Annotated in this window: 23 protein-coding genes and 3 tRNA genes; 3 read left to right on the top strand and 23 right to left on the bottom strand. The window is 53.9% G+C overall.

Annotation, left to right across the window (positions count from 1 at the left end; translation table 11 throughout):
• Positions 1 to 111 precede the first annotated feature (111 nt).
• Positions 112 to 1,323 (top strand): tyrosine transporter TyrP, encoded by a 1,212-nt coding sequence (tyrP, locus tag ACLGE8_RS13775; RefSeq protein WP_410999238.1) that lies wholly within the window; start codon positions 112 to 114, stop codon positions 1,321 to 1,323.
• 189 nt (positions 1,324 to 1,512) lie between these two features.
• Here the strand turns inward: tyrP and ACLGE8_RS13770 are convergent, their stop codons facing one another.
• The 7 genes from ACLGE8_RS13770 to ACLGE8_RS13740 form a co-directional block, all read right to left on the bottom strand.
• Positions 1,513 to 2,178 carry a YecA family protein gene (locus ACLGE8_RS13770; protein WP_410999236.1) on the bottom strand — a complete coding sequence of 222 codons (666 nt, stop codon included), beginning with the start codon at positions 2,176 to 2,178 and terminating at the stop codon, positions 1,513 to 1,515.
• Positions 2,179 to 2,255: 77 nt separating this feature from the next.
• Entirely contained in the window at positions 2,256 to 2,909 is a 654-nt protein-coding gene (locus ACLGE8_RS13765; RefSeq protein WP_410999234.1) for a LysE family translocator, read from the bottom strand.
• A gap of 42 nt (positions 2,910 to 2,951) precedes the next feature.
• Positions 2,952 to 3,668 (bottom strand): ABC transporter ATP-binding protein, encoded by a 717-nt coding sequence (locus tag ACLGE8_RS13760; protein ID WP_410999232.1) that lies wholly within the window; start codon positions 3,666 to 3,668, stop codon positions 2,952 to 2,954.
• Positions 3,665 to 4,543, bottom strand: coding sequence for an ABC transporter ATP-binding protein (locus tag ACLGE8_RS13755; protein ID WP_185669411.1), 879 nt, complete (start codon positions 4,541 to 4,543; stop codon positions 3,665 to 3,667). The genes ACLGE8_RS13760 and ACLGE8_RS13755 overlap by 4 nt, the downstream gene beginning before the upstream one ends.
• The gene (gene livM, locus ACLGE8_RS13750) at positions 4,540 to 5,826 is read right to left on the bottom strand and encodes a high-affinity branched-chain amino acid ABC transporter permease LivM (protein ID WP_410999333.1); all 1,287 of its coding nucleotides are present in this window, start codon (positions 5,824 to 5,826) and stop codon (positions 4,540 to 4,542) included. The genes ACLGE8_RS13755 and livM overlap by 4 nt, the downstream gene beginning before the upstream one ends.
• 12 nt (positions 5,827 to 5,838) lie before the next feature.
• Entirely contained in the window at positions 5,839 to 6,753 is a 915-nt protein-coding gene (locus tag ACLGE8_RS13745; protein ID WP_410999331.1) for an ABC transporter permease subunit, read from the bottom strand.
• A 79-nt stretch (positions 6,754 to 6,832) separates the two neighbouring features.
• A complete protein-coding gene (locus ACLGE8_RS13740; RefSeq protein WP_410999230.1) occupies positions 6,833 to 7,954 on the bottom strand; it encodes a branched-chain amino acid ABC transporter substrate-binding protein in 1,122 nt (373 codons plus the stop codon).
• 450 nt (positions 7,955 to 8,404) lie between these two features.
• Between ACLGE8_RS13740 and ACLGE8_RS13735 the strand changes: the two genes are divergently transcribed.
• Complete coding sequence (locus ACLGE8_RS13735; RefSeq protein ID WP_410999228.1) at positions 8,405 to 9,082, top strand: HAD family hydrolase; 678 nt, start codon at positions 8,405 to 8,407, stop codon at positions 9,080 to 9,082.
• Between the two features lie 65 nt (positions 9,083 to 9,147).
• On the opposite strand, the gene ACLGE8_RS13730 is transcribed toward ACLGE8_RS13735, so the two are convergent.
• The 8 genes from ACLGE8_RS13730 to uvrY form a co-directional block, all read right to left on the bottom strand.
• The gene (locus tag ACLGE8_RS13730; RefSeq protein ID WP_410999226.1) at positions 9,148 to 9,843 is read right to left on the bottom strand and encodes a hypothetical protein; all 696 of its coding nucleotides are present in this window, start codon (positions 9,841 to 9,843) and stop codon (positions 9,148 to 9,150) included.
• Positions 9,844 to 10,053: 210 nt separating this feature from the next.
• Positions 10,054 to 11,181, bottom strand: a complete 1,128-nt coding sequence (locus tag ACLGE8_RS13725) for a PD-(D/E)XK nuclease family protein (RefSeq protein ID WP_410999224.1) — start codon at positions 11,179 to 11,181, stop codon at positions 10,054 to 10,056.
• 296 nt (positions 11,182 to 11,477) lie between these two features.
• Positions 11,478 to 11,564, bottom strand: a tRNA-Leu gene (locus tag ACLGE8_RS13720).
• 11 nt (positions 11,565 to 11,575) lie between these two features.
• Positions 11,576 to 11,649, bottom strand: a tRNA-Cys gene (locus ACLGE8_RS13715).
• A 40-nt stretch (positions 11,650 to 11,689) separates the two neighbouring features.
• Positions 11,690 to 11,765: transfer RNA gene (locus ACLGE8_RS13710), tRNA-Gly, on the bottom strand.
• Positions 11,766 to 11,916: 151 nt separating this feature from the next.
• Positions 11,917 to 12,465 carry a CDP-diacylglycerol--glycerol-3-phosphate 3-phosphatidyltransferase gene (pgsA, locus tag ACLGE8_RS13705; RefSeq protein WP_185669406.1) on the bottom strand — a complete coding sequence of 183 codons (549 nt, stop codon included), beginning with the start codon at positions 12,463 to 12,465 and terminating at the stop codon, positions 11,917 to 11,919.
• A 55-nt stretch (positions 12,466 to 12,520) separates the two neighbouring features.
• Positions 12,521 to 14,353: an excinuclease ABC subunit UvrC gene (gene uvrC / locus ACLGE8_RS13700; RefSeq protein WP_410999222.1), complete on the bottom strand. Its 1,833-nt coding sequence runs from the start codon at positions 14,351 to 14,353 to the stop codon at positions 12,521 to 12,523.
• The gene (gene uvrY / locus ACLGE8_RS13695; RefSeq protein ID WP_064544562.1) at positions 14,350 to 15,006 is read right to left on the bottom strand and encodes a UvrY/SirA/GacA family response regulator transcription factor; all 657 of its coding nucleotides are present in this window, start codon (positions 15,004 to 15,006) and stop codon (positions 14,350 to 14,352) included. Before uvrY ends, uvrC begins: the two co-directional genes overlap by 4 nt.
• Positions 15,007 to 15,463: 457 nt before the next feature.
• On the opposite strand from uvrY, the gene ACLGE8_RS13690 reads away from it, so the two are divergent.
• Positions 15,464 to 15,688: a DUF2594 family protein gene (locus ACLGE8_RS13690; RefSeq protein WP_035894108.1), complete on the top strand. Its 225-nt coding sequence runs from the start codon at positions 15,464 to 15,466 to the stop codon at positions 15,686 to 15,688.
• Positions 15,689 to 15,757: 69 nt separating this feature from the next.
• Here the strand turns inward: ACLGE8_RS13690 and sdiA are convergent, their stop codons facing one another.
• From sdiA to ACLGE8_RS13650, 8 genes are all read right to left on the bottom strand, one after another.
• Positions 15,758 to 16,480: a transcriptional regulator SdiA gene (sdiA, locus tag ACLGE8_RS13685; RefSeq protein WP_410999220.1), complete on the bottom strand. Its 723-nt coding sequence runs from the start codon at positions 16,478 to 16,480 to the stop codon at positions 15,758 to 15,760.
• A 320-nt stretch (positions 16,481 to 16,800) separates the two neighbouring features.
• The gene (gene tcyN / locus ACLGE8_RS13680) at positions 16,801 to 17,553 is read right to left on the bottom strand and encodes an L-cystine ABC transporter ATP-binding protein TcyN (RefSeq protein WP_410999218.1); all 753 of its coding nucleotides are present in this window, start codon (positions 17,551 to 17,553) and stop codon (positions 16,801 to 16,803) included.
• On the bottom strand, positions 17,550 to 18,218 hold the full coding sequence (tcyL, locus tag ACLGE8_RS13675; RefSeq protein WP_123652198.1) for a cystine ABC transporter permease: 669 nt from the start codon (positions 18,216 to 18,218) through the stop codon (positions 17,550 to 17,552). The genes tcyN and tcyL overlap by 4 nt, the downstream gene beginning before the upstream one ends.
• 13 nt (positions 18,219 to 18,231) lie before the next feature.
• Positions 18,232 to 19,218 (bottom strand): D-cysteine desulfhydrase, encoded by a 987-nt coding sequence (gene dcyD / locus ACLGE8_RS13670; protein ID WP_410999216.1) that lies wholly within the window; start codon positions 19,216 to 19,218, stop codon positions 18,232 to 18,234.
• An 81-nt stretch (positions 19,219 to 19,299) separates the two neighbouring features.
• On the bottom strand, positions 19,300 to 20,100 hold the full coding sequence (tcyJ, locus tag ACLGE8_RS13665) for a cystine ABC transporter substrate-binding protein (RefSeq protein WP_185669447.1): 801 nt from the start codon (positions 20,098 to 20,100) through the stop codon (positions 19,300 to 19,302).
• Positions 20,101 to 20,186: 86 nt separating this feature from the next.
• Complete coding sequence (gene fliZ / locus ACLGE8_RS13660) at positions 20,187 to 20,738, bottom strand: flagella biosynthesis regulatory protein FliZ (protein ID WP_410999329.1); 552 nt, start codon at positions 20,736 to 20,738, stop codon at positions 20,187 to 20,189.
• 60 nt (positions 20,739 to 20,798) lie between these two features.
• Positions 20,799 to 21,518: an RNA polymerase sigma factor FliA gene (locus tag ACLGE8_RS13655; protein ID WP_185669448.1), complete on the bottom strand. Its 720-nt coding sequence runs from the start codon at positions 21,516 to 21,518 to the stop codon at positions 20,799 to 20,801.
• A gap of 164 nt (positions 21,519 to 21,682) precedes the next feature.
• Entirely contained in the window at positions 21,683 to 23,389 is a 1,707-nt protein-coding gene (locus ACLGE8_RS13650; protein WP_410999213.1) for a FliC/FljB family flagellin, read from the bottom strand.
• Between the last annotated feature and the right edge of the window lie 133 nt (positions 23,390 to 23,522).

Below are 23,522 nucleotides of genomic sequence, written 5' to 3'. Positions count from 1 at the left end.
ATCGTAAATAATAGTGTACAGCCACTGTAATTCAGATTTGACGAGCCTGCAGGTTTCACATACTCTGCGCGACATCTTTGGTCGTTAATCTGTTCTGCAGTAGAGGAAAGCGTGAAGAACCGTACCCTGGGGAGTATTTTAATCGTAGCCGGCACCACGATCGGCGCAGGAATGTTGGCGATGCCTTTGGCATCGGCGGGCGTGGGCTTTGGCGTCACCGTCTTGCTGCTTGCGGGCCTATGGGCGCTGATGTGCTATACCGCCCTGCTGCTGCTTGAAGTCTATCAGCACGTACCTGCCGATACCGGCCTGGGGACGCTGGCACTCCGCTACCTCGGCCGCTACGGCCAGTGGGCAACCGGCTTTAGCATGATGTTCCTGATGTATGCGCTGACCGCGGCCTACATCAGCGGCGCAGGCGAACTGCTGGCCTCCAGCCTGAGCCAGTGGTTCAGTATGGAGATGCCGCCGTCACTCGGCGTGCTGCTGTTTACCGCCGTCGGCGGGCTGGTGATTTGCATTGGCACTTCGCTGGTCGATCTGTTTAACCGCTTCCTGTTCAGCGCCAAAATCATCTTTCTGATCGTCATGTTGATCTTGCTGCTGCCGCATATCCACAAGATAAACCTGCTGACGCTGCCGCTGGAGCAAGGTCTGGCGCTCTCGGCAATCCCGGTGATTTTTACCTCCTTCGGCTTCCACGGCAGCGTGCCGAGTATTGTCAGCTATATGAACGGCGATATTCGTAAACTGCGCGGCGTGTTTGTTATCGGTAGTGCGATCCCGCTGGTTGCGTATCTGTTCTGGCAGCTCGCCACGCTCGGCAGCATCGACTCTCCGGTGTTCAGCGCGCTGATGGAACAGCACTCCGGGCTGAACGGCCTGCTGCTGGCGATCCGTGAAGTGGTGGCCTCGCCGCACGTCGAACTGGCGGTACACCTGTTTGCCGATCTGGCGCTGGCAACCTCATTCCTCGGCGTGGCGTTAGGGCTGTTTGACTACCTGGCCGATCTATTCCAGCGTAAGAACAGCGTGCGTGGTCGTCTGCAAACCGGGGCCATCACCTTCCTGCCGCCGCTGGCCTTCGCGCTGTTTTACCCGCGCGGGTTCGTGATGGCGCTCGGCTATGCTGGCGTAGCGCTGGCGGTACTGGCATTGATTATTCCGTCACTGCTGACGATGCAAAGCCGTAAACACCACCCGGAAGGCGGCTATCGCGTCGCGGGCGGCAAACCAGTGCTGTGGCTGGTCTTTGCCTGCGGGATTGCGGTGATTTTGATTCAGGCGGGGATTGCGACGGGTTTATTACCGTCGGTCGGATAAGCATGCCAACGCCGGGCTACGATGTGGATTTTGTAGGCCTGATAAGCACAGCGCCATCAGGCAAGATATGCGCACGTTGCCGGATGGCGGCTTTGCCTTATCCGGCCTACCGCCGCGTAGCCCGGCAGAGCTTCGCGACGCCGGGGAATTTCCCGGAGTCGGCGTAAACGCCTCATCCGGGCTACAACATTATTTTGCGCAGCACTGCTTATATTTCTTACCGCTGCCGCACGGGCAAGGGTCATTACGCCCAACCTTCTGCTCGTTTTTAATCGGTTGTTTAACCGGTGCTTCTTTCGGATTGTCCATCCAGTAATCAAACAGCGCCAGCGCGGCCGGGCTGATGCTATCGATGCTGTCGAGATACTGCTCGGCGGTGAAGGCACCCAGCGCCGTCGTTTTCTCTTCGTCACCGTGCAGCGCAATACAGTCAAACGCCGCCTGCTGTTCTTCCGGCAGGCCGGACCAATCGGTCAGCGCCGCGCCGCGCAGGTAGCCATAGCACCACTCTTCGACGATGGTCAGCTCCTGCCCCTCTTCTTCGCGGGTACCAAACAGCGGATCAAACTGGTCCGGGTAGTCGTTCAGACGGTCGGCGATGTCGCTCATATGCTGCAGCGTCAGGTTGACGAAACGGTCACGCTCGCGGTCGGTTGCCCAGTGTGGCACGTGGTCAGCCCCGCCCCATACGGCGAACATCCACTCGGCAGGTTCAATCTCCAGTGGAGACGACAAAATCGCCGTCAGCATGCCGTCCAGTTCAGACACATCAATAATTGACGCATCGGTGGCATACTTTGCAATTGTTTCGTCCAGCCATTCCAGTTCGCTTTCGGTTAACGGTCCCGTTTTCATACTCTTTCTCTATCGTTGTTGATGAGGCATATCATTTAAGGCGCAATGATGCAGGAGTTTGGCGTTGAACTCCAGCGTCATTGCCCTTTCCCCGGCGACATTGCGCTGCCGCCAAGCAGCATGCGCAGGCCAAGACCTATCATCACCACACCGGTAAAACGTTCCTGCCACTTCAGAAAACCCGGATGCTTAGCGAGCCATTCCCCAAAGCTGCCGGAGGCCATCGCCACGCTACCCAGTGAGAAGATACCGGCAAGCTTCTGGATAACGCCAAAGATAAGCAACTGTATCCAGATTGGCCCCACCGCCGGGTCGACAAACTGCGGCAAGAAGGCAAACATAAACAGCACCGATTTTGGATTTGTGAGACTGTTAATAGCCCCCTCTTTCAGCGCCTGTTTGCCGGAGATGCGCACGGTGCGCTTCAGCCGGGTATCCGTGCCTGAGGTCGCCAGCATCTTAATACCGAGCCAGATAAGGTAGGCCGCGCCGACCCAGCGCAGGATATCCAACGCCATCGGCCAGGCGTAGACCACCGCCACCAGTCCTAAGACCAGGAACGAGACCTGCACGAACCCGGCAATAAAGACATTCCCCAGAACACAGAGCAGCGCAATACGCCGACCCTGACCGATACCGCGTGCGATGGTCAGCATCATGTCCGGGCCGGGTGAGATTTCAAGCAGCGCTAGCGCGGCAAGGAAGGTTAAAAAGGTTTCGAGCGTAGGCATGATTTTTGCGAGCAGCAGTTAAAGATGCTCTGTTATAGCACGCTACGCCCCGCCCAGATACGCTTTGCGCACCTCCTGATTGCCGAGCAGTTCTTCACCGCTGCCGCTGAGGCGAATCTGGCCGTTGACCATCACGTAGCCGCGGTCCGAGAGTTTCAGCGCATGGTGTGCGTTCTGCTCCACAAGAAAAATGGTCATGCCGTTGCACGCCAGTTCGCGCAGGGTCTGGAAGATCTGTTTGACCACGATCGGCGCCAGCCCAAGGCTCGGTTCATCCAGCAGCAGCAGCTTTGGGCGGCTCATCAGCGCGCGGGCGATCGCCAGCATCTGCTGTTCGCCGCCAGACATGGTCATCGCTCGCTGCTTGCGCCGTTCCTTTAAGCGGGGAAAGAGGTCGAACATGGTTTGCAGGTCTTCCGCCGCATACTGCGTTCCTACCGGGATGGTGCCCATCAGCAGGTTCTCTTCAACGGTCATATCGGGAAAAATCCGTCGTCCTTCCGGCGCCTGGGCGATCCCGCCCGAGGCCACGTAGTGGGTCGATTTGTGGCTGATATCGTCACCGCAGAAGAGAATTTGCCCGCCGCGAATGCGCGGCTGGCCGAAAATCGACATCAACAGGGTCGATTTTCCCGCCCCGTTGGCGCCAATCAGCGAGACCGTTTCGCCTTTATTGACCTGCAAAGAGACCTGTTTTAACGCCTGAATCACGCCATAAAACACGTCGACGTCGCGAAACTCCAGCATCGGCTCGCTCATAGGCTCACCTCATCTTCGCTGGTCCCCAGATAGGCGGCGATCACCTTTTCATCGTTCTGAATTTGCTCAGCCCTTCCCTGTGCAATCACATCGCCGTGGTCGAGCACGATAATGTTGTCCGATATTTCCATCACCATCCCCATATCGTGTTCAATCAACAGCACCGTGATCGCGTGGTGCTCGCGCAGGAAGCGGATAATCTTGCTTAGCGCCCGGGTTTCCACCGGGTTCAGTCCCGCCGCCGGTTCATCAAGGCAGATCATCTCCGGCCCGGTGCACATGGCGCGAGCAATCTCGAGGCGTCGCTGCTGGCCGTAGGACATCTCGCCCGCCAGCCGGTTAGCGCAGTCCACCAGATCCACCACCTCCAGCCAGTAGAAGGCGCGATCCAACGCGTCGCTTTCCGCCCGGCGATAGGCTGGCGTATTGAGCACCCCGGCAATCAGGTTGCGGTTGACCTGCATATGCTGCGCCACCAGCAGGTTTTCAATCACCGACATTTCGCGGAACAGGCGGATATTCTGGAACGTGCGCGCCAGCCCCGCCCGGTTTACCAGGTGGGTACCGCCAAACATTTTGTAGAACAACCTCTGGCCGAACTGCGCGGGGTTTATCCAGTCGCCGGGCTGAAATTTCTGCCCGAGAATTTGAATCACGTTGGTGGTTTTATTGCGGGTATTGAACAGAATGTTACCGCCGGAAGCTTTATAGAAGCCGGTCAGACAGTTAAACACCGTGGTTTTCCCCGCGCCGTTCGGGCCAATCAGCGCGGTAATTGACCCACGTTTAACCTCAAGGTTAACGTCGTTCAGCGCCTTAATACCGCCAAAATGCATCATCAGATGCTCAACGCTCAGAATCACGTCCTGGCTCATGGCGCAACTCCTTTACGCACGGCAAAGCCGCTGCGGTTGATGCGAATCAGGCCACGCGGCCGCCAGATCATCATTACCACCATCAACACGCCAAACAGCAGCACGCGATATTCGGCAAAGCTACGCAGCAGCTCCGGGGTAACGGTGAGCACAAATGCCGCCAGCACCACGCCGATGGTCGAGCCCATGCCGCCCAGCACTACGATAGCGAGGATCAGCGCCGACTCAAAGAAGGTGAACGAAGTCGGGTTGACGAACCCCTGATAGGTCGCGAAAAACACTCCGGCGATTCCCGCCGTGGAAGCGCCGAGCGTAAACGCCGACAGCTTCACCAGCACGTGGTTAAGCCCCATCGAACGACAGGCGATCTCATCTTCCCGCAGCGCTTCCCACGCGCGGCCAATCGGCATGCGGGTTAAACGATGCTTGATGTAAAGTACCAGCAGCACCACCAGAACCAGCACCGCATAGATAAAGATAAACTTCATATTGGGGTTGTAGGTGAGATGGAAAAACTCGTGGAACGGCACGCCGCCCTCTTTGGCCCGACGGCCAAACTCGAGGCCGAAAAAGGTTGGAGGCGGCGCCGATACGCCGTTTGGGCCGCCGGTAAAGCTCAGCCAGTTGTTGAGCACCAGGCGGATGATTTCGCCAAACCCCAGCGTCACGATAGCCAGATAGTCGCCGTGCATCCGCAGCACCGGGAAGCCGAGCAGTGCGCCGGCGGCGGCGGCCATCAGCGCCGCAATCGGCAGCATCGACCAGAAGCCCAGCCCCAGATACTGATATCCCAGCGCCAGCCCATAAGCGCCAATGGCATAGAAGGCGACGTAGCCAAGATCCAGCAGCCCCGCCAGCCCGACGACGATGTTCAGCCCCAGGCCGAGCAGCACGTAGATAAGCCCGAGGATCGCCACCGTCAGCACATATTTAGTCGCCACGAACGGGAAGCAGACCGCCAGCGCCAGCATCAGCGGGATAACCCAGCGCATGCTGCTTTTATAGTCCGGCGAGCGAACGTAAACCCCAGCGCTATCGCCTTCAAACCGCGCGCTGAAACGCCTGCCCACGGTAGTCATCGACAGCGCGCTTAAGGCAAAACGCCCTATCATCACCGCCGCGACAATCCACACCAGGCGCTGACCGTTAAAGTTGAAGCTGTAGCCGTCCAGCACCACGCCGACGATGGGGCCAAAGATAATCAGCGCCACCAGGCCTGCGAAAATCGTATCCAGCACGCAGCGCTTGAGAGAAATACCGTCGTGTACGGCCGTTGAATGCATCATGTTCGGCTCCTACACTTTGGCGACAATTGGGCGGCCAAGCAGCCCCTGCGGACGGAAAATCAGAATGACCACCAGCAGACCAAAGGAGAAGACATCCTTATAGTCGGTGTTCACCAGCCCCGAGAATTGCGCCTCGGCCACACCTAGCAGCAACCCGCCAAGCATCGCTCCCGGCAGCGAACCAATGCCCCCCAGCACCGCGGCAGTGAAGGCTTTGATACCGATAATAAACCCGGCATAGAAATCAAAAGTGCCGTAGTTCATGGTGATAAGCACCCCAGCCAGCCCCGCCATCGCCGCGCCGATAACGAACACCAGCGAGATAATCCGGTCGGTATTAATGCCGAGGATGGACGCCATTTTGCGATCCTGCTGTACGGCGCGGCACATGCGCCCAAGGCGGGTATGGCCGATTATCCAGGTCAGCAGCAGCATGCCCGCAAACGAGGCCAGCAGAATAAAGACTTTGGTATAGGTTATCTGCACAAAGCCTTCGCCAATATGCAGACGCAGCACGCCGTCGAGCATCGTCGGCACGCCCTGCTGGCGCGGACCCTGGCTGATTTGTGCGTAGTTTTGCAGGATTAACGACATGCCAATAGCGGAGATCAGCGGTGCCAGGCGCGTGGAGTTACGCAGCGGTTTGTAGGCGATGCGTTCAATTGTCCAGCCATAAACCCCCGTCACCACGATGGTAAACACCAGCGTGCCGAGGATCAGCAGCGGAAAAGAGTGCAGACCAAAAAAGGAGAGCAGCGCCAGACCGATGGCGCAGAGATAAGCCGATATCATATACACTTCGCCGTGCGCGAAGTTAATCATACCAATAATGCCGTAGACCATGGTGTAACCAATGGCTATCAATCCGTAGACAGAACCCAGCGTCAAGCCATTGACTAACTGTTGCAGAAAGAATGTCTCCATCATCGCTCACTCGTGTTGTGTCATCTATTATTGAGCGCCGGTATGGATTCATACCGGCACTGAGCGTGATTCCGTCCCGTTACTCGACTTCCTTGTACTTGCCCTGGTCATCCCATTGGTAGACCACATAATCCGAGACTTTCAGGTCGCCTTTGCTGTCCCAGGCTTTTTTGCCCATCACCGTTTCCACCGGATTCACTTTCAGCCAGGCGCTGGCTTTCGCGGAGTCGGCTCCACCGGTGGCTTTGAACGCCGCAGCAATCGCCTGAATAGAGGCGTAGGAGTATAGGGTGTAGCCTTCTGGCTCAAACTTGTTGGCGCGGAACTTCTCGATAACCGCTTTGCCGTCCGGGATCAGGCGCGGGTCTTTACCGAAGGTCATATAGATGCCCTTGGTATACTGTGGCCCGCCCGCAGCGGTGACCATCTCTTCGTTGACGATACAGTCGCCGGAGAAGAATTTCGCCTGCACGCCCTGCTCACGCATCTGGCGCACCAACGGGCCCGCTTCCGGGTGACAGCCACCGAAGAAAACCACGTCCGGTTTCTGCGCGCCAATCTTGGTCACCAGGGCGTTGAAGTCTTTCTCCCCGCGTGACAGACCTTCGTACATCACATCCTTGACGCCACGTTTTGCCAGCGCGGCGCGGGTGGCATCCGCCAGCCCCTGACCGTAGGTGTCTTTATCGTGGATGATCACCACGCGCTTGGCCTTCAGCTTATCGATGATGAAATCGCTGGCGACGCCGCCCTGCTGGTCATCACGGCCGCACATACGGAACATATCGTTCATCCCGCGTTCGGTGATGAGTGGGTTGGTGGAACCAGGGGTAATCGCGAGCACGCCTGCATCGTTATAAACCTCTGAGGCAGGCATGGTGGAAGACGAGCAGAAATGGCCGACGACGGCCTGGACTTTATCCTGATCGACCAGGCGGTTGGCCACCGACACGGCCTGTTTAGGTTCGCAGGCGTCATCCCCCTGCACCAGCTTAATTTTCTCACCGTTGATCCCACCGGCAGCGTTGATGTCCGCTGCCGCCTGGGTGGCGCCATGCCAGTATTGATCGCCATAGGTGGCGTTTGGCCCGGTAAACGGCCCTGCCACGCCAATCACGATATCGGCCTGGGCGGAAAACGCCGTCACCAGACACCCTGCCAACACAAGAGAAAGCGGACTTTTTATAAATTTCAGCGACATTATTATCTACCTTAGCAAAGAGGTTTATGCGTAACGGTGTGAAGCCGAACGACTGGCGCGAGCACCAAACAACGACATCCTGACAATATCCTGCTGATAACGGCGAGGTTTCCTTACGCTTTTCAGGCCAAATCATTAAGCAAAATGGTTGCCAACTTTACGCACCCTTGCCTGGAATTTGACAGTTTTGAGTATAGAGCGCGCGGGTCAAGCCTCTGCCTCGGCGCGGTGAAATTACGGCTGGGATCACATCTCGTTAACAATAAAGTACATAAATAATGCAATAGTCACGCTTTGTGCATTTTTGTAGCAAATTGCTTGGTTTATGTTACGTGATGGTGCAAAGGGGGATACGTTGCGCTGACGGCGTGCAGAGAAAACGGGGCATATTTTGCTTCCACTATGGCTAGTGGTAACATTTTATCTATACATACCAGCGCGAGAAAAATAATGACGATAATCGAGGCCGATAAACAGATCCTGTCCGTTTTTGACTTTGACGGTACCCTGACCCGGCACGACAGCTTCATCCCCTTCCTGAAGTTCGCCTTCGGTCGTCGTAAATTCGCCCGCAAAATGCTGCGTCTCGTTATCCCGTCACTGCAGTGTTTTCGCCGCCGACTGACTCGTGATGAGCTTAAGGAAGTGCTGATCACCACCTTCCTCGCCGGTTGCGACGAAAAATGGGTACAGGACAAAGCGGAAGCCTACTGCCAGCGCACCTGGAAAAAACTGATGCGCCCGGCCGGGCTGATGGCGGTAGCAGCAGAACGCGCATCCGGCGCCGAAGTGACGCTGTGCTCCGCCTCGCCGATGATCGTCCTGCGACCTTTTGCTGAAAAGCTGGGGATTAAGCTGATAGGCACCGAGCTTGAGAGCAAGGACGGCGTGTTGACGGGCCGGATCGTCGGCCATAACTGCCGATGCATCCATAAAATCAATCGCCTTGAGGCTGTTTATGGCCCGCTCAACCGCTATCACCTCCGCGCCTGGGGAGATACGCGCGGCGATTATGAACTGCTGGCCACCGCCAGCGATGCGCACTGGCAGCATTTCCAGCCCGGCTGGTCACGCAAGAAAAACCCGATTGCACGCTTTCGTAGCGAGTTTATGAAGGATTTGACCTGAGGGATTTGCCTAAGCGTCCTGATTCGGTTTTTGGGTACATAACTCCCCGGCATGATATAGGGCAATCAGCTTCGGCTGTGCCCTTCACGGTTAAGCAATACGTCAGGGAATAGCGAGCTTGCTACGCCGATCAAAAGATATTCCAGAAACGTTAATCGTGTTGGGCCAAACTCGGGCCAGATACCGACATCATTTTTATTCCACGCTTTGCACCAGAACCAAACATCCTGCTTTAGCTGCGGCCTTTCCGAGGGATATGAAACAAACAGACGTTCAGCCCAGTGCTGATACTTTAAGGTCACGTATTTAGCATCGTGTCCCGGCAGCACAGAAGCGCTCAGATCGCCGATATGGTACTGGTAGTTATCTCCCCATCGGGCAAATTTGTCTTTTACGCGGGCGATATCTTTAATATTGGCGGACACCGGATTACTGCGCCCTTTTGACTCCGCTTTACCGATATAGAGCGGCATGACATCGTCGTTCTGGCGGGTAAACATCATATAAATAAGTCCGTCGAACTGCTCGCCGGCGTTAGAAATATCATCGATAAGGATGTTGGTCTCGGTGATTACCTTTTCTTCCATCGATAAACTTCGCGAGAGAATACTCCTGGATGCGGTTTTGCCTATCTGGCGAATCCGCACGACAGATTCGTGGTCTAAATCGAAGAGCGGCGCACTGTTTTCAATTATGTTCTGATCGCGACAGAAAGCATCCCATAATGCTTTACGCTGCCCTACTGCATGCGGATCAATCATCTTTGCATCACCGTCGTGGCGTTATTATCAGACTATCGCTGGATGGTATCATTTTGCAGGTAATTTGGGTTGGGAGAATCAGAGGAACAAGCTGTTGAATGATTGCCCTCAAAGTATCGTTTTCGGGCAACCGTTTCTGTCTGTGAAGCAATATTGTCGCGAGAATCAAGAAATATGAGCATTCAGATGGTTATTAAACACTCACCGCCGCTACGCCCTGATGCGTTCATCTACCCACGTAGTCATATCTTTCAGAAGAATCATTGCATCCTTTTTACTGTGCGTATTACCCCAGAAACTCAACTCAAGAAGCTGTCCCTTGCTCGTGATTGAGACGTCGTAATCTTCTGGGCTGGCCGTTGGAATAAAACTCCCGGTGCTTAGCGCAAGCCTCACTTCTTCTTTGAGCGCATTAATATCTGGGTAATTATCAGAGTGAATCCAACCGTTGACGTAAAACTCAGCTTCGCCTTGCTCATTAGGAGAAGGGCGATAAACCAGGGTCACACCGGTTTTCCCCTGCCCCCAACATCCAGGCATCAGATGAATGGCTTTATAGTAGCCCTTCCAGTTATTGATGCTGGCGGATATATTCACATCTGGCAGAACTGTTGATACCACGAGCTTTGCTTCTTCGGTCATAGCGCTCTCATACATCTCAAGCAATTGGACCGACTTAATTAATGAGCTGAAGTTCTCAGTCACGAACTCTACATTCTTGTCAGATACGCTATCCATGCTAGTCTCGCTTAAATTTTTAAGATGATTTAAAAACTCTTGATAGAAGACAGTCCACTTGCTGAGCGGATTGTTCATTAACTCGCAGCCTAAACGCTGCAATGCGGTTGTTAACAGTTCTGAATAATTGACAAGTTGCCAACCCTCCGCACCTTTCGCGTAGTTGTTATCGGGCTTCAATATGCATCGATAAACGCGTTGGTTGTTATCACCGTAGCTCTCAATGAGATTTACATAGCTTGGGAAAGGGTTATACGTATCAGCACGAACCTTATGCTCAATGCCGATAATGAACTCATCATGCTTTATCAGGATATCCAGATACTTTCCATCAACGGTCTGAGCCTCTCTCTGAACTTCCAGCGAAGTGAAATCAATATCATCAACATCGAGAGTCGTATCCAGGTTGCACAACAATGCTTTGAGCAACCATGGGGAAACGGTCTTCTGAGCCCCCATAAAAAGCGCGATTAAGTCTGACGTTGGATTTTCAAGATACCCGGAGCCACCCAGTTCAAAAAAGTTGGGCTCAGATTCGCTATCAATTGAAATGTTTTTAAGCCGTTCGATAAAATTGGCATCTAACTCTGTTATTGGCATTTAACCATCCTTTTCATGCTAACACCTACTTTGTCCATCTCATCCACACTGCAGAATGGCGCTCTTAGCGGCATCAATTCGAGCGTCAGTACCTCAATGCAATTGGCATGATCGATACTACTCGAAACCCCAAAGCAGGAACGCGTCAGACAAGACAAAATTAAAAATACTGGGGGAAATAAACAGTAAAAATAAGGAGATAGATTTAAAGAGAGTAGAAAGGACAAAAACAAAAAAACCACCCGTAGGTGGTTTCACGACACTGCTTATTGCTTTGATTATTCTTTTGTTTCCCATGGTAGCCGGAGTGGGACTTGAACCCACACAGCGCGAACGCCGAGGGATTTTAAATCCCTTGTGTCTACCGATTCCACCATCCGGCCAGGGAAAAAAGTGGAGGCGCGTTCCGGAGTCGAACCGGACTAGACGGATTTGCAATCCGCTACATAACCGCTTTGCTAACGCGCCTTTGATGCTTAAACACCCGCAATTGCCGATGCTTTTAATTTGGAGCGGGAAACGAGACTCGAACTCGCGACCCCGACCTTGGCAAGGTCGTGCTCTACCAACTGAGCTATTCCCGCATTATCAAGTTTATTTGCTAACCACTTGATTTTGCTATCGTCTGGCAATCAGCGCTGCCGTTCGATGCGTTGCATTCTACTTATCTGACGCGGTGAGTCAACGGTAATTTTCTCAACTTTGAATCGTTTGCTGAAAATTACGCCGAAACGATCACTCTTGAAGCAAATCACCGCGCGCCGCGTTCAAATATTGCAGCATTGACCACAACGTCAGCACCGCCGCAACCATGAATAACGCGATACCGGCCCACTCAACCCAGATATTGGGGCGCCACAGCATCCAGACCAACGCAGCCATCTGTGCGGTGGTTTTTACTTTACCAATCCAGGAGACCGCCACGCTGCTGCGTTTACCCAGCTCCGCCATCCACTCGCGCAGCGCGGAGATGATAATTTCACGGGCAATCATAGTCGCTGCCGGCAGCGTCACCCACCAGGTGTGGTAGTGTTCTGCCACCAGCACCATCGCAATCGCTACCATTACTTTATCCGCCACCGGATCGAGGAAGGCACCGAAACGGGTACTTTGGTTCCAGCGGCGCGCCAGGTAGCCATCAAACCAGTCGGTTACCGCTGCGATAAAGAAGATGAGCGCACAAACAAAGGGAGCCCAGGTGAACGGCAGGTAGAACGCCAGCACGAAAAACGGGATCAGGACGACGCGGAACAACGTGAGCAATGTAGGAATATTATATTGCATGGCGAGGTAACTATCTGTTGTCAGTAAATATTAGCCCTATGTTGCTACAGAGCCCCTAATGTTTCAACGAGTAGAAGATCTTTTCTGCGAGTCCGACCGAGATTCCTGGCACTTTCGCAATATCTTCAATGCTTGCCTGCTGCAAACCTTGCAGCCCGCCCATGTACTTCAGCAGCATCTGGCGGCGCTTCGGCCCCACGCCTTCGATGGTCTCCAGCGAACTGGTGCTTTTAACCTTAGCGCGTTTCTTACGGTGCCCGGAAATCGCATGATCGTGTGATTCGTCGCGAATATGTTGAATGACGTGCAGCGCCGGTGAATCCGGCGGCAGGCTGAACCCCTCGCCTTCCGGCTCAAAGAACAGCGTCTCAAGGCCCGCCTTACGGTCGCTGCCTTTTGCCACGCCCAGCAGCAGCGGGTGGTTTTTATCCCACGGCACGTTAAGTTCGGCAAATACTGCCTTGGCCTGCCCCAGTTGCCCTTTCCCGCCGTCGATCAGAATAACGTCCGGAATTTTGCTGTCATCAATAGCTTTACCATAACGGCGACGCAGCACCTGGTTCATCGCCGCGTAGTCATCGCCCGGCGTAATGCCGGTAATGTTGTAGCGGCGATATTCGGCGCGCAGCGGGCCGTTGGCATCAAATACCACGCACGAGGCAACGGTCTGCTCCCCCATGGTGTGGCTGATATCAAAACACTCCATGCGCTTGATAGCCGGTAATTTTAGCTCGGCGGAGAGCGCCTGCAGACGTTGATGGACGGTCGACTGTTGAGACAGTTTAGTCGACAGCGCCGTCACCGCATTGGTACGCGCCAGTTTCAGGTAGCGCGCGCGGTCACCGCGTGGCTTGGTTTGCACCTGAATGCGACGCCCCGCCAACTCGGATAACGAATCGGCCAGCAGCGTTTTGTCTTTCAGCGTAAAGTCGAGCAGGATCTCACCCGGCAGCGTTCGCATCTGGCTACCCTGGAAATAGAACTGGCCGACGAAGGTTTCCACCACTTCACCCAGTTCGGTATCGCTCGGGACTTTGGGAAAATAACTGCGGCTGCCCAGCACTTTCCCCTGGCGGATAAACAGCACGTGCACGCATGCCATACCCGCTTCAAACGCCACGCCAATCACATCAAGGTCGTCACCGTTGTTGGAAACAAACTGTTTTTCAGTAACGCGACGGACGGCCTGAATCTGATCGCGAATACGCGCGGCTTCTTCAAACGCCAGCGCCTGGCTCGCTTTCTCCATCCGCGCAATCAGCTGCGTCAGCACCTGGTCGTCTTTCCCGGCGAGGAACAGCCGCACGTAGTCAACCTGTTGGGCGTACTCTTCTTCGCTCACCAACCCTTTTACACACGGCCCCAGGCAGCGACCAATCTGGTACTGCAGGCACGGACGAGAGCGGTTACGGTAGACGCTGTTTTCGCATTGGCGAATCGGGAAGATCTTTTGCAGCAGCGCCAACGTTTCCCGCACCGCATAGCCATTCGGGAACGGCCCGAAGTACTCCCCTTTCGCGTGTTTTGCACCGCGATGGGTCGCCAGACGCGGATGCGTGTCGCCGCTCAGGAAGATAAAGGGATAGGATTTGTCATCGCGCAGCAGAACGTTATAGCGAGGCTGATAAAGCTTAATGTAGTTATGCTCTAGCAGCAGCGCTTCCGTCTCGGTATGGGTGACGGTGACGTCAATCTGCGCTATCTGCGCTACCAGCGCTTCCGTTTTGCGGGAAGCGACCTGAGCGCGGAAATAGCTGGAAAGGCGTTTTTTGAGATCTTTGGCTTTGCCAACGTAAATGACCGTACCGCCGGCATCATACATACGATAAACGCCGGGCTGGCTGGTTACGGTTTTCAGAAAGGCTTTTGAATCAAAAACATCACTCACTGACTTGCTAACGACTCCGCATTGCACAGGCCATGGCGAATTGCCAGGTGCGTCAGTTCAACGTCACCGTGTATGTTCAATTTGCTAAACATACGATAGCGGTAGCTGTTGACCGTCTTAGGACTCAGATTCAACTGTTCTGAGATCTCATTCACCTTCTGACCTTTAGTGATCATCAGCATAATCTGCAATTCACGTTCAGACAAACTGGAGAACGGGGATTCGGTCTTTTCCGGCTCAATCTGGCTTAACGCCATTTGCTGGGCGATGTCTGAGGCAATATAACGCTGCCCTGAGAAGACCGAGCGAATCGCGTTGACCACCTCTTGCGGGGCGGCACCTTTACTCAGATAACCCGCAGCTCCGGCCTGCATGACCTTCGCGGGAAGTGGGTTTTCCGTGTGTACGGTTAACATGATGACTTTGGTGTCGACGGCAGAGCGCGCAATCTTACGCGTGGCTTCCAGGCCACCGATGCCCGGCATATTCATGTCCATCAGCACAACATCGACCGGGTTAGCGCGGCACCATTTCACCGCATCTTCCCCGCAGTTGGCTTCGCCGGTCACTCTAATACCTTTTATATCTTCGAGAATGCGTCGTATCCCTGCGCGCACCAGTTCGTGGTCATCAACAAGAAGGACGTTGATCAAAGGAATAATCTCCAGAATAGGGATAACGCTACTACTTCTTAATTTGCCCATACTACCGGGTTTTATATCAACTGTGAAAGTCTAAAAATGCCAGAGCACCGATTTCGATCTCGTTTTTGGAAATATTCGTGTACAGGTGCTGGAAAGTCCTAAAAAACAATAAGATGCCCAGCACAAAAGTCAGTATGCGGACAACAATAAGTCGAGTAAACAGGCACTTTTTCGTATATTTGATAAATAGCCCCTATAATATGTAACAACAATTAACGATGAAGGAACCATATTTAAACAATTCAGGGCTAACTGTCTGTCTTCTCACCGCTAAATAATAATGAATAACAGATCTGAGCTGCGCGCAAAAAACAGGCGCTCCTTTTTTTTCCCCGGCTTGTGGTATACTGCGCCGCTTTCATAATCCGGATCGCGCATAATGCGCAGAAATTGTACGAGGCAATAAATGAGCACACCTGATTTTTCTACCGCTGAAAATAATCAAAATCTGGCCCAGGAACTTTCCTGCCTGAAGGCAATGCTGACGCTGATGCTGCAGGCAATGGGGCAGGCAGACGCGGGGCGTGTGATTATTAAAATGGAAAAACAAATTGCGCAGTTAGAAGACGAAGCTCAGGCTGCCGTATTTTCCAGCACCGTTAAGCAAATTAAACAAGCTTATCGCCAGTAATCTTAAACCGGCTGAAGCATCGCTGCTTACAGCCGGTTTGCCGTCTGGCACGCAGAACGCACGAACGAGTCAGATCAATCCAATCGCCGCCGCATAGCAGGCAATCTGCGTTTTGTTTGGCGCATTAAATTTCTTCTGCATGTTCTTCTGATGGAAGTTTACGGTATTCTCGGAAATAGACAGAATCATCGAAATCTCTGCCGACGTTTTACCCTCCGCCGTCCATTTCAGAATTTCTAATTCCCGCTTACTGAATTTCATTTCCCGCGGCATCACCATTTCGTCTTCGACGCGTAATAACGCCAGCAGACTCATCTCCAGTAATATCTGCAACCGCAGCGCCATTTCGTCTTCCGCAAGCGGTTGACGCGCCACGCGCGTGCGCGATACCGACAAGAAACCGTGAGCATGGTTTGGCAACATCAGACACTGGGTCGCCCCGGTATGCAGTCCGTGCTTGCGAGCGGCGAGCCATAACTCCTGCGCATCGCTAAACAGTTCATCGTTCCAGCGCAGGTGCCCCAGTGAGAAGTTATCCGGTTTCAGCACCGGATCGATAGCCATATAATTCGCAGACTTATAGTGACTCATCCAGGCGTCGGGATAAGTGGTATATACCGAGATGCGAGGCCGTGTGAAAGGCACCGGATGGCGCACGCACAGTGCGAAGAAGTCATATTCCAGATATTCGGTTTGCTGCTGTAGGAGCGCATATATCTGATCGCTTGCTGAAGCCGCCTGGAAAATGTGCAGCATTTCCCGCCGCCAACTGAAAAAATCATCGTCTCTCATAACTACGAGAAACCCCCTGATCAATAATCATTTTTATGAATACAGAAACCTAACACATAAATCTTATTTATATGTATAAAATATCACGCTTCGGCAAAATAATCCTAATCCCCCCTATTTTTGCAACCAATGCCGCAGAAACACCGCCACCAGGCCATTTGGTTCTATTCAGGGTGATATAAAGTCCACCTATTGATTAATCATACTTAAGTAAAATTTTTCATTAAAATCGCGTAATTAACCTTAGGGCATCATTTGCGATAAAAAATAAGTCGTACACGGACGCGCGCCGTTTATCACCGAGCGCGTCCGCGCCGCCATTACTGCATAAGGAATTTTTCCAGGAACTGGCGGGTACGCGCCTGCTGTGGGTTCGCAAACAGCGCCTTCGCATCCCCCTGCTCAACCACGCGCCCCTGATCCATAAAGATGGCCCGGTCGGCGACGTCGCGCGCAAAGCTCATTTCGTGGGTGACAATCACCATCGTACGTTTCTCTTCGGCCAGCGCGCGGATGGTGTTGAGCACCTCCCCTACCAGCTCTGGATCTAACGCCGAGGTTGGCTCATCAAAAAGGATCACGTCCGGGCGCATCGCCAGCGCACGCGCAATCGCTACGCGCTGCTGCTGGCCACCGGAAAGACGGCGCGGATAGCTCTCCTCTTTCCCCGACAGCCCCACCTTGCCGAGCAGCTCCCGCGCTCTGGCGGTGGCTTCAGCTTTATCTTCGCCTTTGACAATCACCGGCCCTTCAATGATGTTCTCCAGTACCGTGCGGTGCGGAAACAGGTTGAAGTTCTGGAACACAAAGCCGACGTGCTGGCGCAGGCGGCGGATCAGCCCTTTCTGCTGGCTGAGCGGACGCGCGGTGTCGATGGTCATATCGCCAACCCGGATAGTCCCGCTTTCTGGCACTTCCAGCAGGTTAATGCTGCGCAGCAGCGTCGTTTTCCCCGAGCCGCTTGGCCCGATGATCGCCACCACTTCGCCCTCTTTTACTTCCAGGTCAATCCCGTGCAGCACCGTCTGCCCGTGGAATTTCTTCACCAGGTTTTTGACTTCGATTGCACTCATTTCGGATCTCGCTCCTGGCGGTTAAGCTGATTTTCAAAATAGTTTTGCAGCGCCGACAGCACCGTTGCCATCACCCAGTAAATCAGCGATGCGGCCAGATACATGGTGAACACTTCCAGCGTGCGGGAGGTGATAAGCTGGGCCTGACGGAACAGTTCCGGCACCTGAATAGTCGCCGCCAGCGAGGTGTCCTTCACCAGGCTGATAAAGCTGTTAGACAGCGGCGGCAGCGCCACGCGGGCCGCCTGCGGCAGGATCGCCCGACGCATGGTTTGCCACGGCGTCATCCCGATACTGGCGGCGGCTTCCCACTGCCCCTTATCGATTGACGAAATCGCCGCACGCAGCGTTTCCGCCGCGTAGGCCGCGGTATTGAGCGACAGGCCAATCATCGCCGACGGGATCGGGTCAAGCTCGATGCCAAACTGCGGCAGGCCGTAGTAGATCATAAACAGCTGCGCAATCAGCGGCGTGCCGCGGAAAATAGAGATATAGCAGCGTGCCAGCCAGCGGATGGGGCCAATGGGCGACAGCCGCATCAGCGCGAGAATAAAGCCCAGTATCAGGCCGAAGAACATCCCGCCAATACTGAGCTGGAGCGTAAAGACCGCGCCTTTGAGCAGATACGGCGCGGAGTCGATAACCAGTTGAATACTTTCTTGCATGAGCGCGTTCTATTTAAATGTGAGGATGATAGGCAAAGAGCGCAGGCGCCCCGCCGGTATGGATAAACAGAATCGGCCCTTCGTCTTTAAAGCGTTTCTGATTGATACCGTCGATAAGCCCGGCCATCGCTTTGCCGGTATAAACCGGGTCAAGCAGGATGCCTTCCAGACGCGCCAGTAGCTTCACCGCTTCCATGCCGTCATCATTAGGCATGCCGTAGGCTGGGGCAAAATAGTCGTCCCACAGCGTAATACCGGCGCTTGCCGTCAGCTCAAGGCTGCGGGCCACCTCCTGCTGCAGCGTCACCACTTTCGGCAACTGGTCGGCGACTTTGCGTGAAACGGTCACGCCAATCAGTTCAGCTTCAGGCATCACCTGTTCGAGGCCAACGGCCAGGCCCGCGTGGGTTCCCGCGCTGCCGGAAGCCACTACTACGGATGAAATCGAAACCGCCCCTTCGCACTGTTGGGCAATTTCCAGCGCGCTTTCAACGTAGCCCAGCGCGCCCAGCGCATTGGAACCGCCCACCGGGATCACGTACGGGCGAAAACCCTGTGCTTCCAGGCGCGTAGCAAGCTCGGCGAGCTGCGCGTTCGGGTCGGTCAGCGCGTCGCACATCTCGACCTGGGTGTTAAACAGATCCAGCAGCAGGCGGTTGCCGTTGCTGAGGTAGTTTTCCGCCGTCGTGCCCATCGGGTTTTCCAGCAGCGCCACGCAGTGCAGGCCGAGTTTTGCCGCTACCGCCGCCGTCTGGCGAACGTGGTTAGACTGAATCGCCCCGGCGGTGACCAGCGTGTCGGCACCTTCGCGCAGCGCATCGGCGGCAAGGAACTCGAGCTTACGCAGCTTGTTGCCGCCCATCGCCAGCGGGGTGACATCATCGCGTTTGATAAAGATATCGCGGCCGATATAGTCAGAAAAACGCGGCAGATATTCCAGCGGCGTGGGTGCGCCAATCAATTCGAGGCGCGGAAAGCGGGTTAAATTTTGCAGTGACATAGCATCTCCTTGGTCTTGTTTTTATTATGCGCCTTAAATAAAAAAAGGCGCTCAATCAGCGCCTTTTTTAAAGCATGACGATTATTCTGTCACGTCTGCCCCGAACCATTTCTCAGACAGCGCTTTCAGGCTACCGTCTTTATGCATGGCATCGATGGCGCCATCAACCGCTTTCAGCAGGTCTTCGTTGCCTTTACGCAGCGCCACGCCAGACTCCTGACGAGAGAACGCGTCACCCGCAACGGCCAGCGTATTGTTGGTTTTCTTCACCAGATCCAGCGCCGCCAGACGGTCAACCAGAATCGCGTTGATACGGCCTACGCGCAGGTCCTGATATTTGGTCGGGTCATCATCGTAGGTGCGAATATCCACACCCTGAACGTTTTTACGCAGCCACTCTTCGTAGTTGGTCCCCAGACCGACGCCGACTTTTTTACCTTTCAGGTCAGCGGCGGTTTTGATGGTGTCTTCACTACCCTTTTTCACCAGCGCCTGAATACCGGAGATGGTGTACGGGGTGGAGAAGTCATATTTCTTCTGACGTTCCGGCGAAATGGTGACCTGGTTAATCACCACGTCGATACGTTTTGAGTCCAGCGATGCCAGCATCCCGTCCCATTTGGTCGGTTTGAGGTCAGCCTTCACGCCCAGGTGTTTCGCCAGCTCGTTGGCAAACTCCACTTCAAAACCGGTCAACTTACCGTCATCGCCCTGGAAACTGAACGGAGGATAAGTGCCCTCCAGGCCAACGCGCAGCGTACCGCGCTCTTTAACCTGGTTTAATAAATTCTCTGCAGCAAACGCCTGCACGCTTGCCCCAGCGACCAGCGCGACGGCCATAGCGCCCATCAGCGCCTGACGACCCAGAAACTTCAGCTTCATTATGCCCCCGAAAAGCATCATTTTTTTCGTAGTGTAAGCCGTTCATCATCAATGACAAACAACCATGAGCTACATCTTATTCCAATTTAATATATATCAGAGGTTTCACAGTCTGCGAAATTTTGCTCGCTGTTTAGCGGTAAGTGACGCTGAAAACGCAGGTACTTACGCAGAGCAATACGATAATTGTTGGTGCTGGTATCCGGCAACCAGGCTTCAAGCTTCTCATCCGCATGGCGTTCATCCAGCAGTGCGCGCGGGACGTCATTGTCGACGAAGTGATTGCCCAGCCGACGCAGGCGCACCACGTACTCGCGTACGGTGCCCGCGCTCATGTCGGTTTGTTCGAGGAGGTATTGTTTGAAGCCAATGATATTGAAGAACGCACTCTGCTCCTTGCAGTGCAGATCGCCGCAGAAGCGGCACAACGCTGACCAGGCGCTACGCTCCTGCTGCCACGCGCTGTCATCCATTAGCGTATCCAGACGGGAGATGGCGATTTTATTCACGATCACCCCCTGACGCACTAAGGTGATGCGATCGAGCAGCTTATGACAGTGGGCGCAATGCGTTTCGCTGTGTTTAAAGTCTTTGAGATAGCGGCTTAATGGCCGTCTTTTTACCTGCATCATTATGATAACTCCGGGTTCTCATTACATAATGCGGCATTTTTGGCGCTAACGTGACGTTACTCCAACCTACGATTTACCCAGTTTAATGCGCAGACGCTTAATGGCCTGGCTGTGCAGTTGGCTGACGCGCGACTCCCCGACTTCCAGTACCGCGCCGATCTCTTTGAGATTCAGCTCTTCCTGGTAATAGAGTGTTAACACCAACTTCTCACGCTCCGGCAGGGCCTCGATGGCCTCCATCACGCGATGGCGAAGGTCGCCTTCCAGTAGTTGATGCAGTGGGTTTTCGTGTTGATTCTCTTCCGTCACCAGCTCAATGCTGTCGCCGTATTCTTCTCGCCATTCATCATAGGAGAAGAGCTGGCTGTTATTGGTATCCAGCAGCACCTGACGGTATTCTTCAATCGCGATCCCCAGCCGCTGCGCGACTTCAGTTTCGGTCGCGTTTCGTCCCAGTTCCTGCTCCAGCTGTCCTAACGTCTGCGCAACTTCACGCGCGTTCCGCCGGACGCTACGCGGCACCCAATCTCGGCTGCGTAATTCGTCCAGCATCGCCCCACGGATGCGTTGCACTGCGTAAGTCGTAAATGCCGTACCTTGCAGAGCGTCATAGCGTTCAACTGCGTTCAATAAGCCGATACCGCCCGCCTGGAGCAGATCGTCCAGTTCCACGCTCGCCGGCAAACGCACCTGAAGGCGCAATGCTTCGTGACGCACCAGCGGCACATAGCGTTGCCATAGCGAGTGTTTATCCATTACACCTTCAGCGGTATACATTGAATTCACGATAAACAGCCCTGCATTAATATGAGTTATCGGCACGATTATCCGTTTCTATAGCCGTTTTAATCGATGGAACAGTGGGAGAAATGTGGGGTTATTTGCGGAGTAAGTGAAATTTCAGCAACAAAAAAACCCCGCCGAGGCGGGGTTGGTCAGGTTGAGAGCGATTAGCCCTGCAGCAGAGACAGAACCTGCTGTGGAACCTGGTTCGCTTTAGCCAGCACGGAGTTACCGGCCTGCTGAATGATCTGCGCTTTAGACATGTTGGACACTTCGGTCGCATAGTCGGCGTCCTGAATACGGGACTGCGCTTCAGACAGGTTGGTGGTGGTGTTGTTCAGGTTGGTTACCGCAGAATCCAGACGGTTCTGGATAGCACCCAGGGAAGAACGGAATTTATCGATGGAGCTGATAGCAGCGTCCAGGGCAGCCAGAGGATCTTTGGTTGCAGTACCTGCGCTTGTGGTGTCAGTGGTCAGTTTACCTGCGGAGTTAACATAAGCCTGTGCACCAACGGTAGCGGCAAATTTACCAGTTGCACCTGCGCCATTTGAAGCAACAGTCACTGTACCGGTATCTTTATCAACGTTGTAGTTGATAGTGTAAGCAGCGGTTTTAGTCAGCTCTTTGTCAGCATCAGTGTAGGTGTCGTTAGAGTTACCTGCACCATTCGTGTTAGCGCCACCGAAGGAGGTCGTTGCAGACTGAATACCGGTGTTGTAGTTAATTGTTGCACCAGTAACAGCAGCGTTCGCCGTTGCAGCACTCTGTACGGTGCTCAGTACAGTATCAGCGCTTACAGTTTTGGTGTAAGTCAGGCCAGAAGTCGCCCCTGCACCGAAGTTATAAGTAGTACCAGAGAGTTGGATAGAACCCGCTGTAGCAAGAGTACTGCCACTAGCAAACAGATCGGACAGTTTTGCAGATGTAGCAATACCTGCGTTGTTTGTCGACAGGTTACCGGTAGCATCCAGATACGCTGCCTTACCGCCGATGGTCACATCGCCATTAGCGTCAACATCAAACTTAACATCACCCGTGCTACGAGTATAAACACCTGATGCAGTGGTGCCCGCAGCTGGTTTCAGTGTGTTAGCAAAGGCAACAACTCCGCCATCAGCAACTGTCGCCTGAGTGGTGAAGCTCCCTTTAGTGGCATCGTATGTATAGGTCGCGGCGCCGGTACCGGTAGTAACAACGGTATCGCCAGTTTTCATGCGAGACAGGGCATCGGTAGCGCTGAGTGCAGTATTGTTTGTGGTGACAGCGTAAGGGCCCGTGCCAGTTGCACCAGCAGCAGTCAGATCGCTGACGGTAGCAGCTTTGTTCGCGATGGTACCTTGACCATTGACGTTAAAACCGTTCAGACCCAGAGTATCAGAGTCGATTTTTTTCAGGTCGATAGTGATGGTCTGGCCGTCATTTGCGCCAACCTGAATTTTCATGGAACCGTCTTTTGCCAGCACGTTCACGCCGTTGAACTGGGTCTGACCGGATACACGGTCAATTTCGTCCAGACGGGATTTGATTTCGTCCTGAATAGAAGACAGGTCAGAATCGGAGTTGGTGCCGGTGGTTGCCTGAACGGTCAGTTCACGTACACGCTGTAAGTTGTTGTTGATTTCAGACAGTGCGCCTTCAGTGGTCTGCGCCAGAGAGATACCGTCGTTAGCGTTACGTGCCGCCTGAGTCAGGCCTTTAATGTTGGAGGTGAAACGGTTAGCAATCGCCTGACCCGCTGCGTCATCCTTCGCGCTGTTGATACGCAAGCCAGAAGACAGACGCTCGATAGAACTGGACAGAGCAGACTGGTTCTTGTTGATGTTGTTCTGAGTGATCAGCGAGAGGCTGTTGGTATTAATGACTTGTGCCATGATTCGTTATCCTATATTTCAAGTCGTTGATTACGTATTGGGTTTTCACCCGTCGGCTCAATCGCCGTCAAAGGTGTTATCGTCTGCCGTAAAACAACCTTTAGAATTTTTTTTACCAATCCCGCTTTTTTTT

It is taken from the genome of Kluyvera sp. 142486, assembly GCF_046569695.1.
Classification (GTDB): Bacteria; Pseudomonadota; Gammaproteobacteria; order Enterobacterales; family Enterobacteriaceae; genus Kluyvera.
Note: the sequence above shows the minus strand (reverse complement) of the source record. Positions and strands in the feature narration are given on the sequence as shown.

What these genes read in the sequence shown, in the direction of transcription:
- ACLGE8_RS13770 (WP_410999236.1), bottom strand. Translation starts at nt 2,178, where the DNA reads ATGAAAACGGGACCGTTAACCGAAAGCGAACTGGAATGGCTGGACGAA.
- ACLGE8_RS13765 (WP_410999234.1), bottom strand. Translation starts at nt 2,909, where the DNA reads ATGCCTACGCTCGAAACCTTTTTAACCTTCCTTGCCGCGCTAGCGCTG.
- ACLGE8_RS13760 (WP_410999232.1), bottom strand. Translation starts at nt 3,668, where the DNA reads ATGAGCGAGCCGATGCTGGAGTTTCGCGACGTCGACGTGTTTTATGGC.
- ACLGE8_RS13755 (WP_185669411.1), bottom strand. Translation starts at nt 4,543, where the DNA reads ATGAGCCAGGACGTGATTCTGAGCGTTGAGCATCTGATGATGCATTTT.
- livM (WP_410999333.1), bottom strand. Translation starts at nt 5,826, where the DNA reads ATGCATTCAACGGCCGTACACGACGGTATTTCTCTCAAGCGCTGCGTG.
- ACLGE8_RS13745 (WP_410999331.1), bottom strand. Translation starts at nt 6,753, where the DNA reads ATGGAGACATTCTTTCTGCAACAGTTAGTCAATGGCTTGACGCTGGGT.
- ACLGE8_RS13740 (WP_410999230.1), bottom strand. Translation starts at nt 7,954, where the DNA reads ATGTCGCTGAAATTTATAAAAAGTCCGCTTTCTCTTGTGTTGGCAGGG.
- ACLGE8_RS13735 (WP_410999228.1), top strand. Translation starts at nt 8,405, where the DNA reads ATGACGATAATCGAGGCCGATAAACAGATCCTGTCCGTTTTTGACTTT.
- ACLGE8_RS13730 (WP_410999226.1), bottom strand. Translation starts at nt 9,843, where the DNA reads ATGATTGATCCGCATGCAGTAGGGCAGCGTAAAGCATTATGGGATGCT.
- ACLGE8_RS13725 (WP_410999224.1), bottom strand. Translation starts at nt 11,181, where the DNA reads ATGCCAATAACAGAGTTAGATGCCAATTTTATCGAACGGCTTAAAAAC.
- pgsA (WP_185669406.1), bottom strand. Translation starts at nt 12,465, where the DNA reads ATGCAATATAATATTCCTACATTGCTCACGTTGTTCCGCGTCGTCCTG.
- ACLGE8_RS13690 (WP_035894108.1), top strand. Translation starts at nt 15,464, where the DNA reads ATGAGCACACCTGATTTTTCTACCGCTGAAAATAATCAAAATCTGGCC.
- sdiA (WP_410999220.1), bottom strand. Translation starts at nt 16,480, where the DNA reads ATGAGAGACGATGATTTTTTCAGTTGGCGGCGGGAAATGCTGCACATT.
- tcyN (WP_410999218.1), bottom strand. Translation starts at nt 17,553, where the DNA reads ATGAGTGCAATCGAAGTCAAAAACCTGGTGAAGAAATTCCACGGGCAG.
- tcyL (WP_123652198.1), bottom strand. Translation starts at nt 18,218, where the DNA reads ATGCAAGAAAGTATTCAACTGGTTATCGACTCCGCGCCGTATCTGCTC.
- dcyD (WP_410999216.1), bottom strand. Translation starts at nt 19,218, where the DNA reads ATGTCACTGCAAAATTTAACCCGCTTTCCGCGCCTCGAATTGATTGGC.
- tcyJ (WP_185669447.1), bottom strand. Translation starts at nt 20,100, where the DNA reads ATGAAGCTGAAGTTTCTGGGTCGTCAGGCGCTGATGGGCGCTATGGCC.
- ACLGE8_RS13650 (WP_410999213.1), bottom strand. Translation starts at nt 23,389, where the DNA reads ATGGCACAAGTCATTAATACCAACAGCCTCTCGCTGATCACTCAGAAC.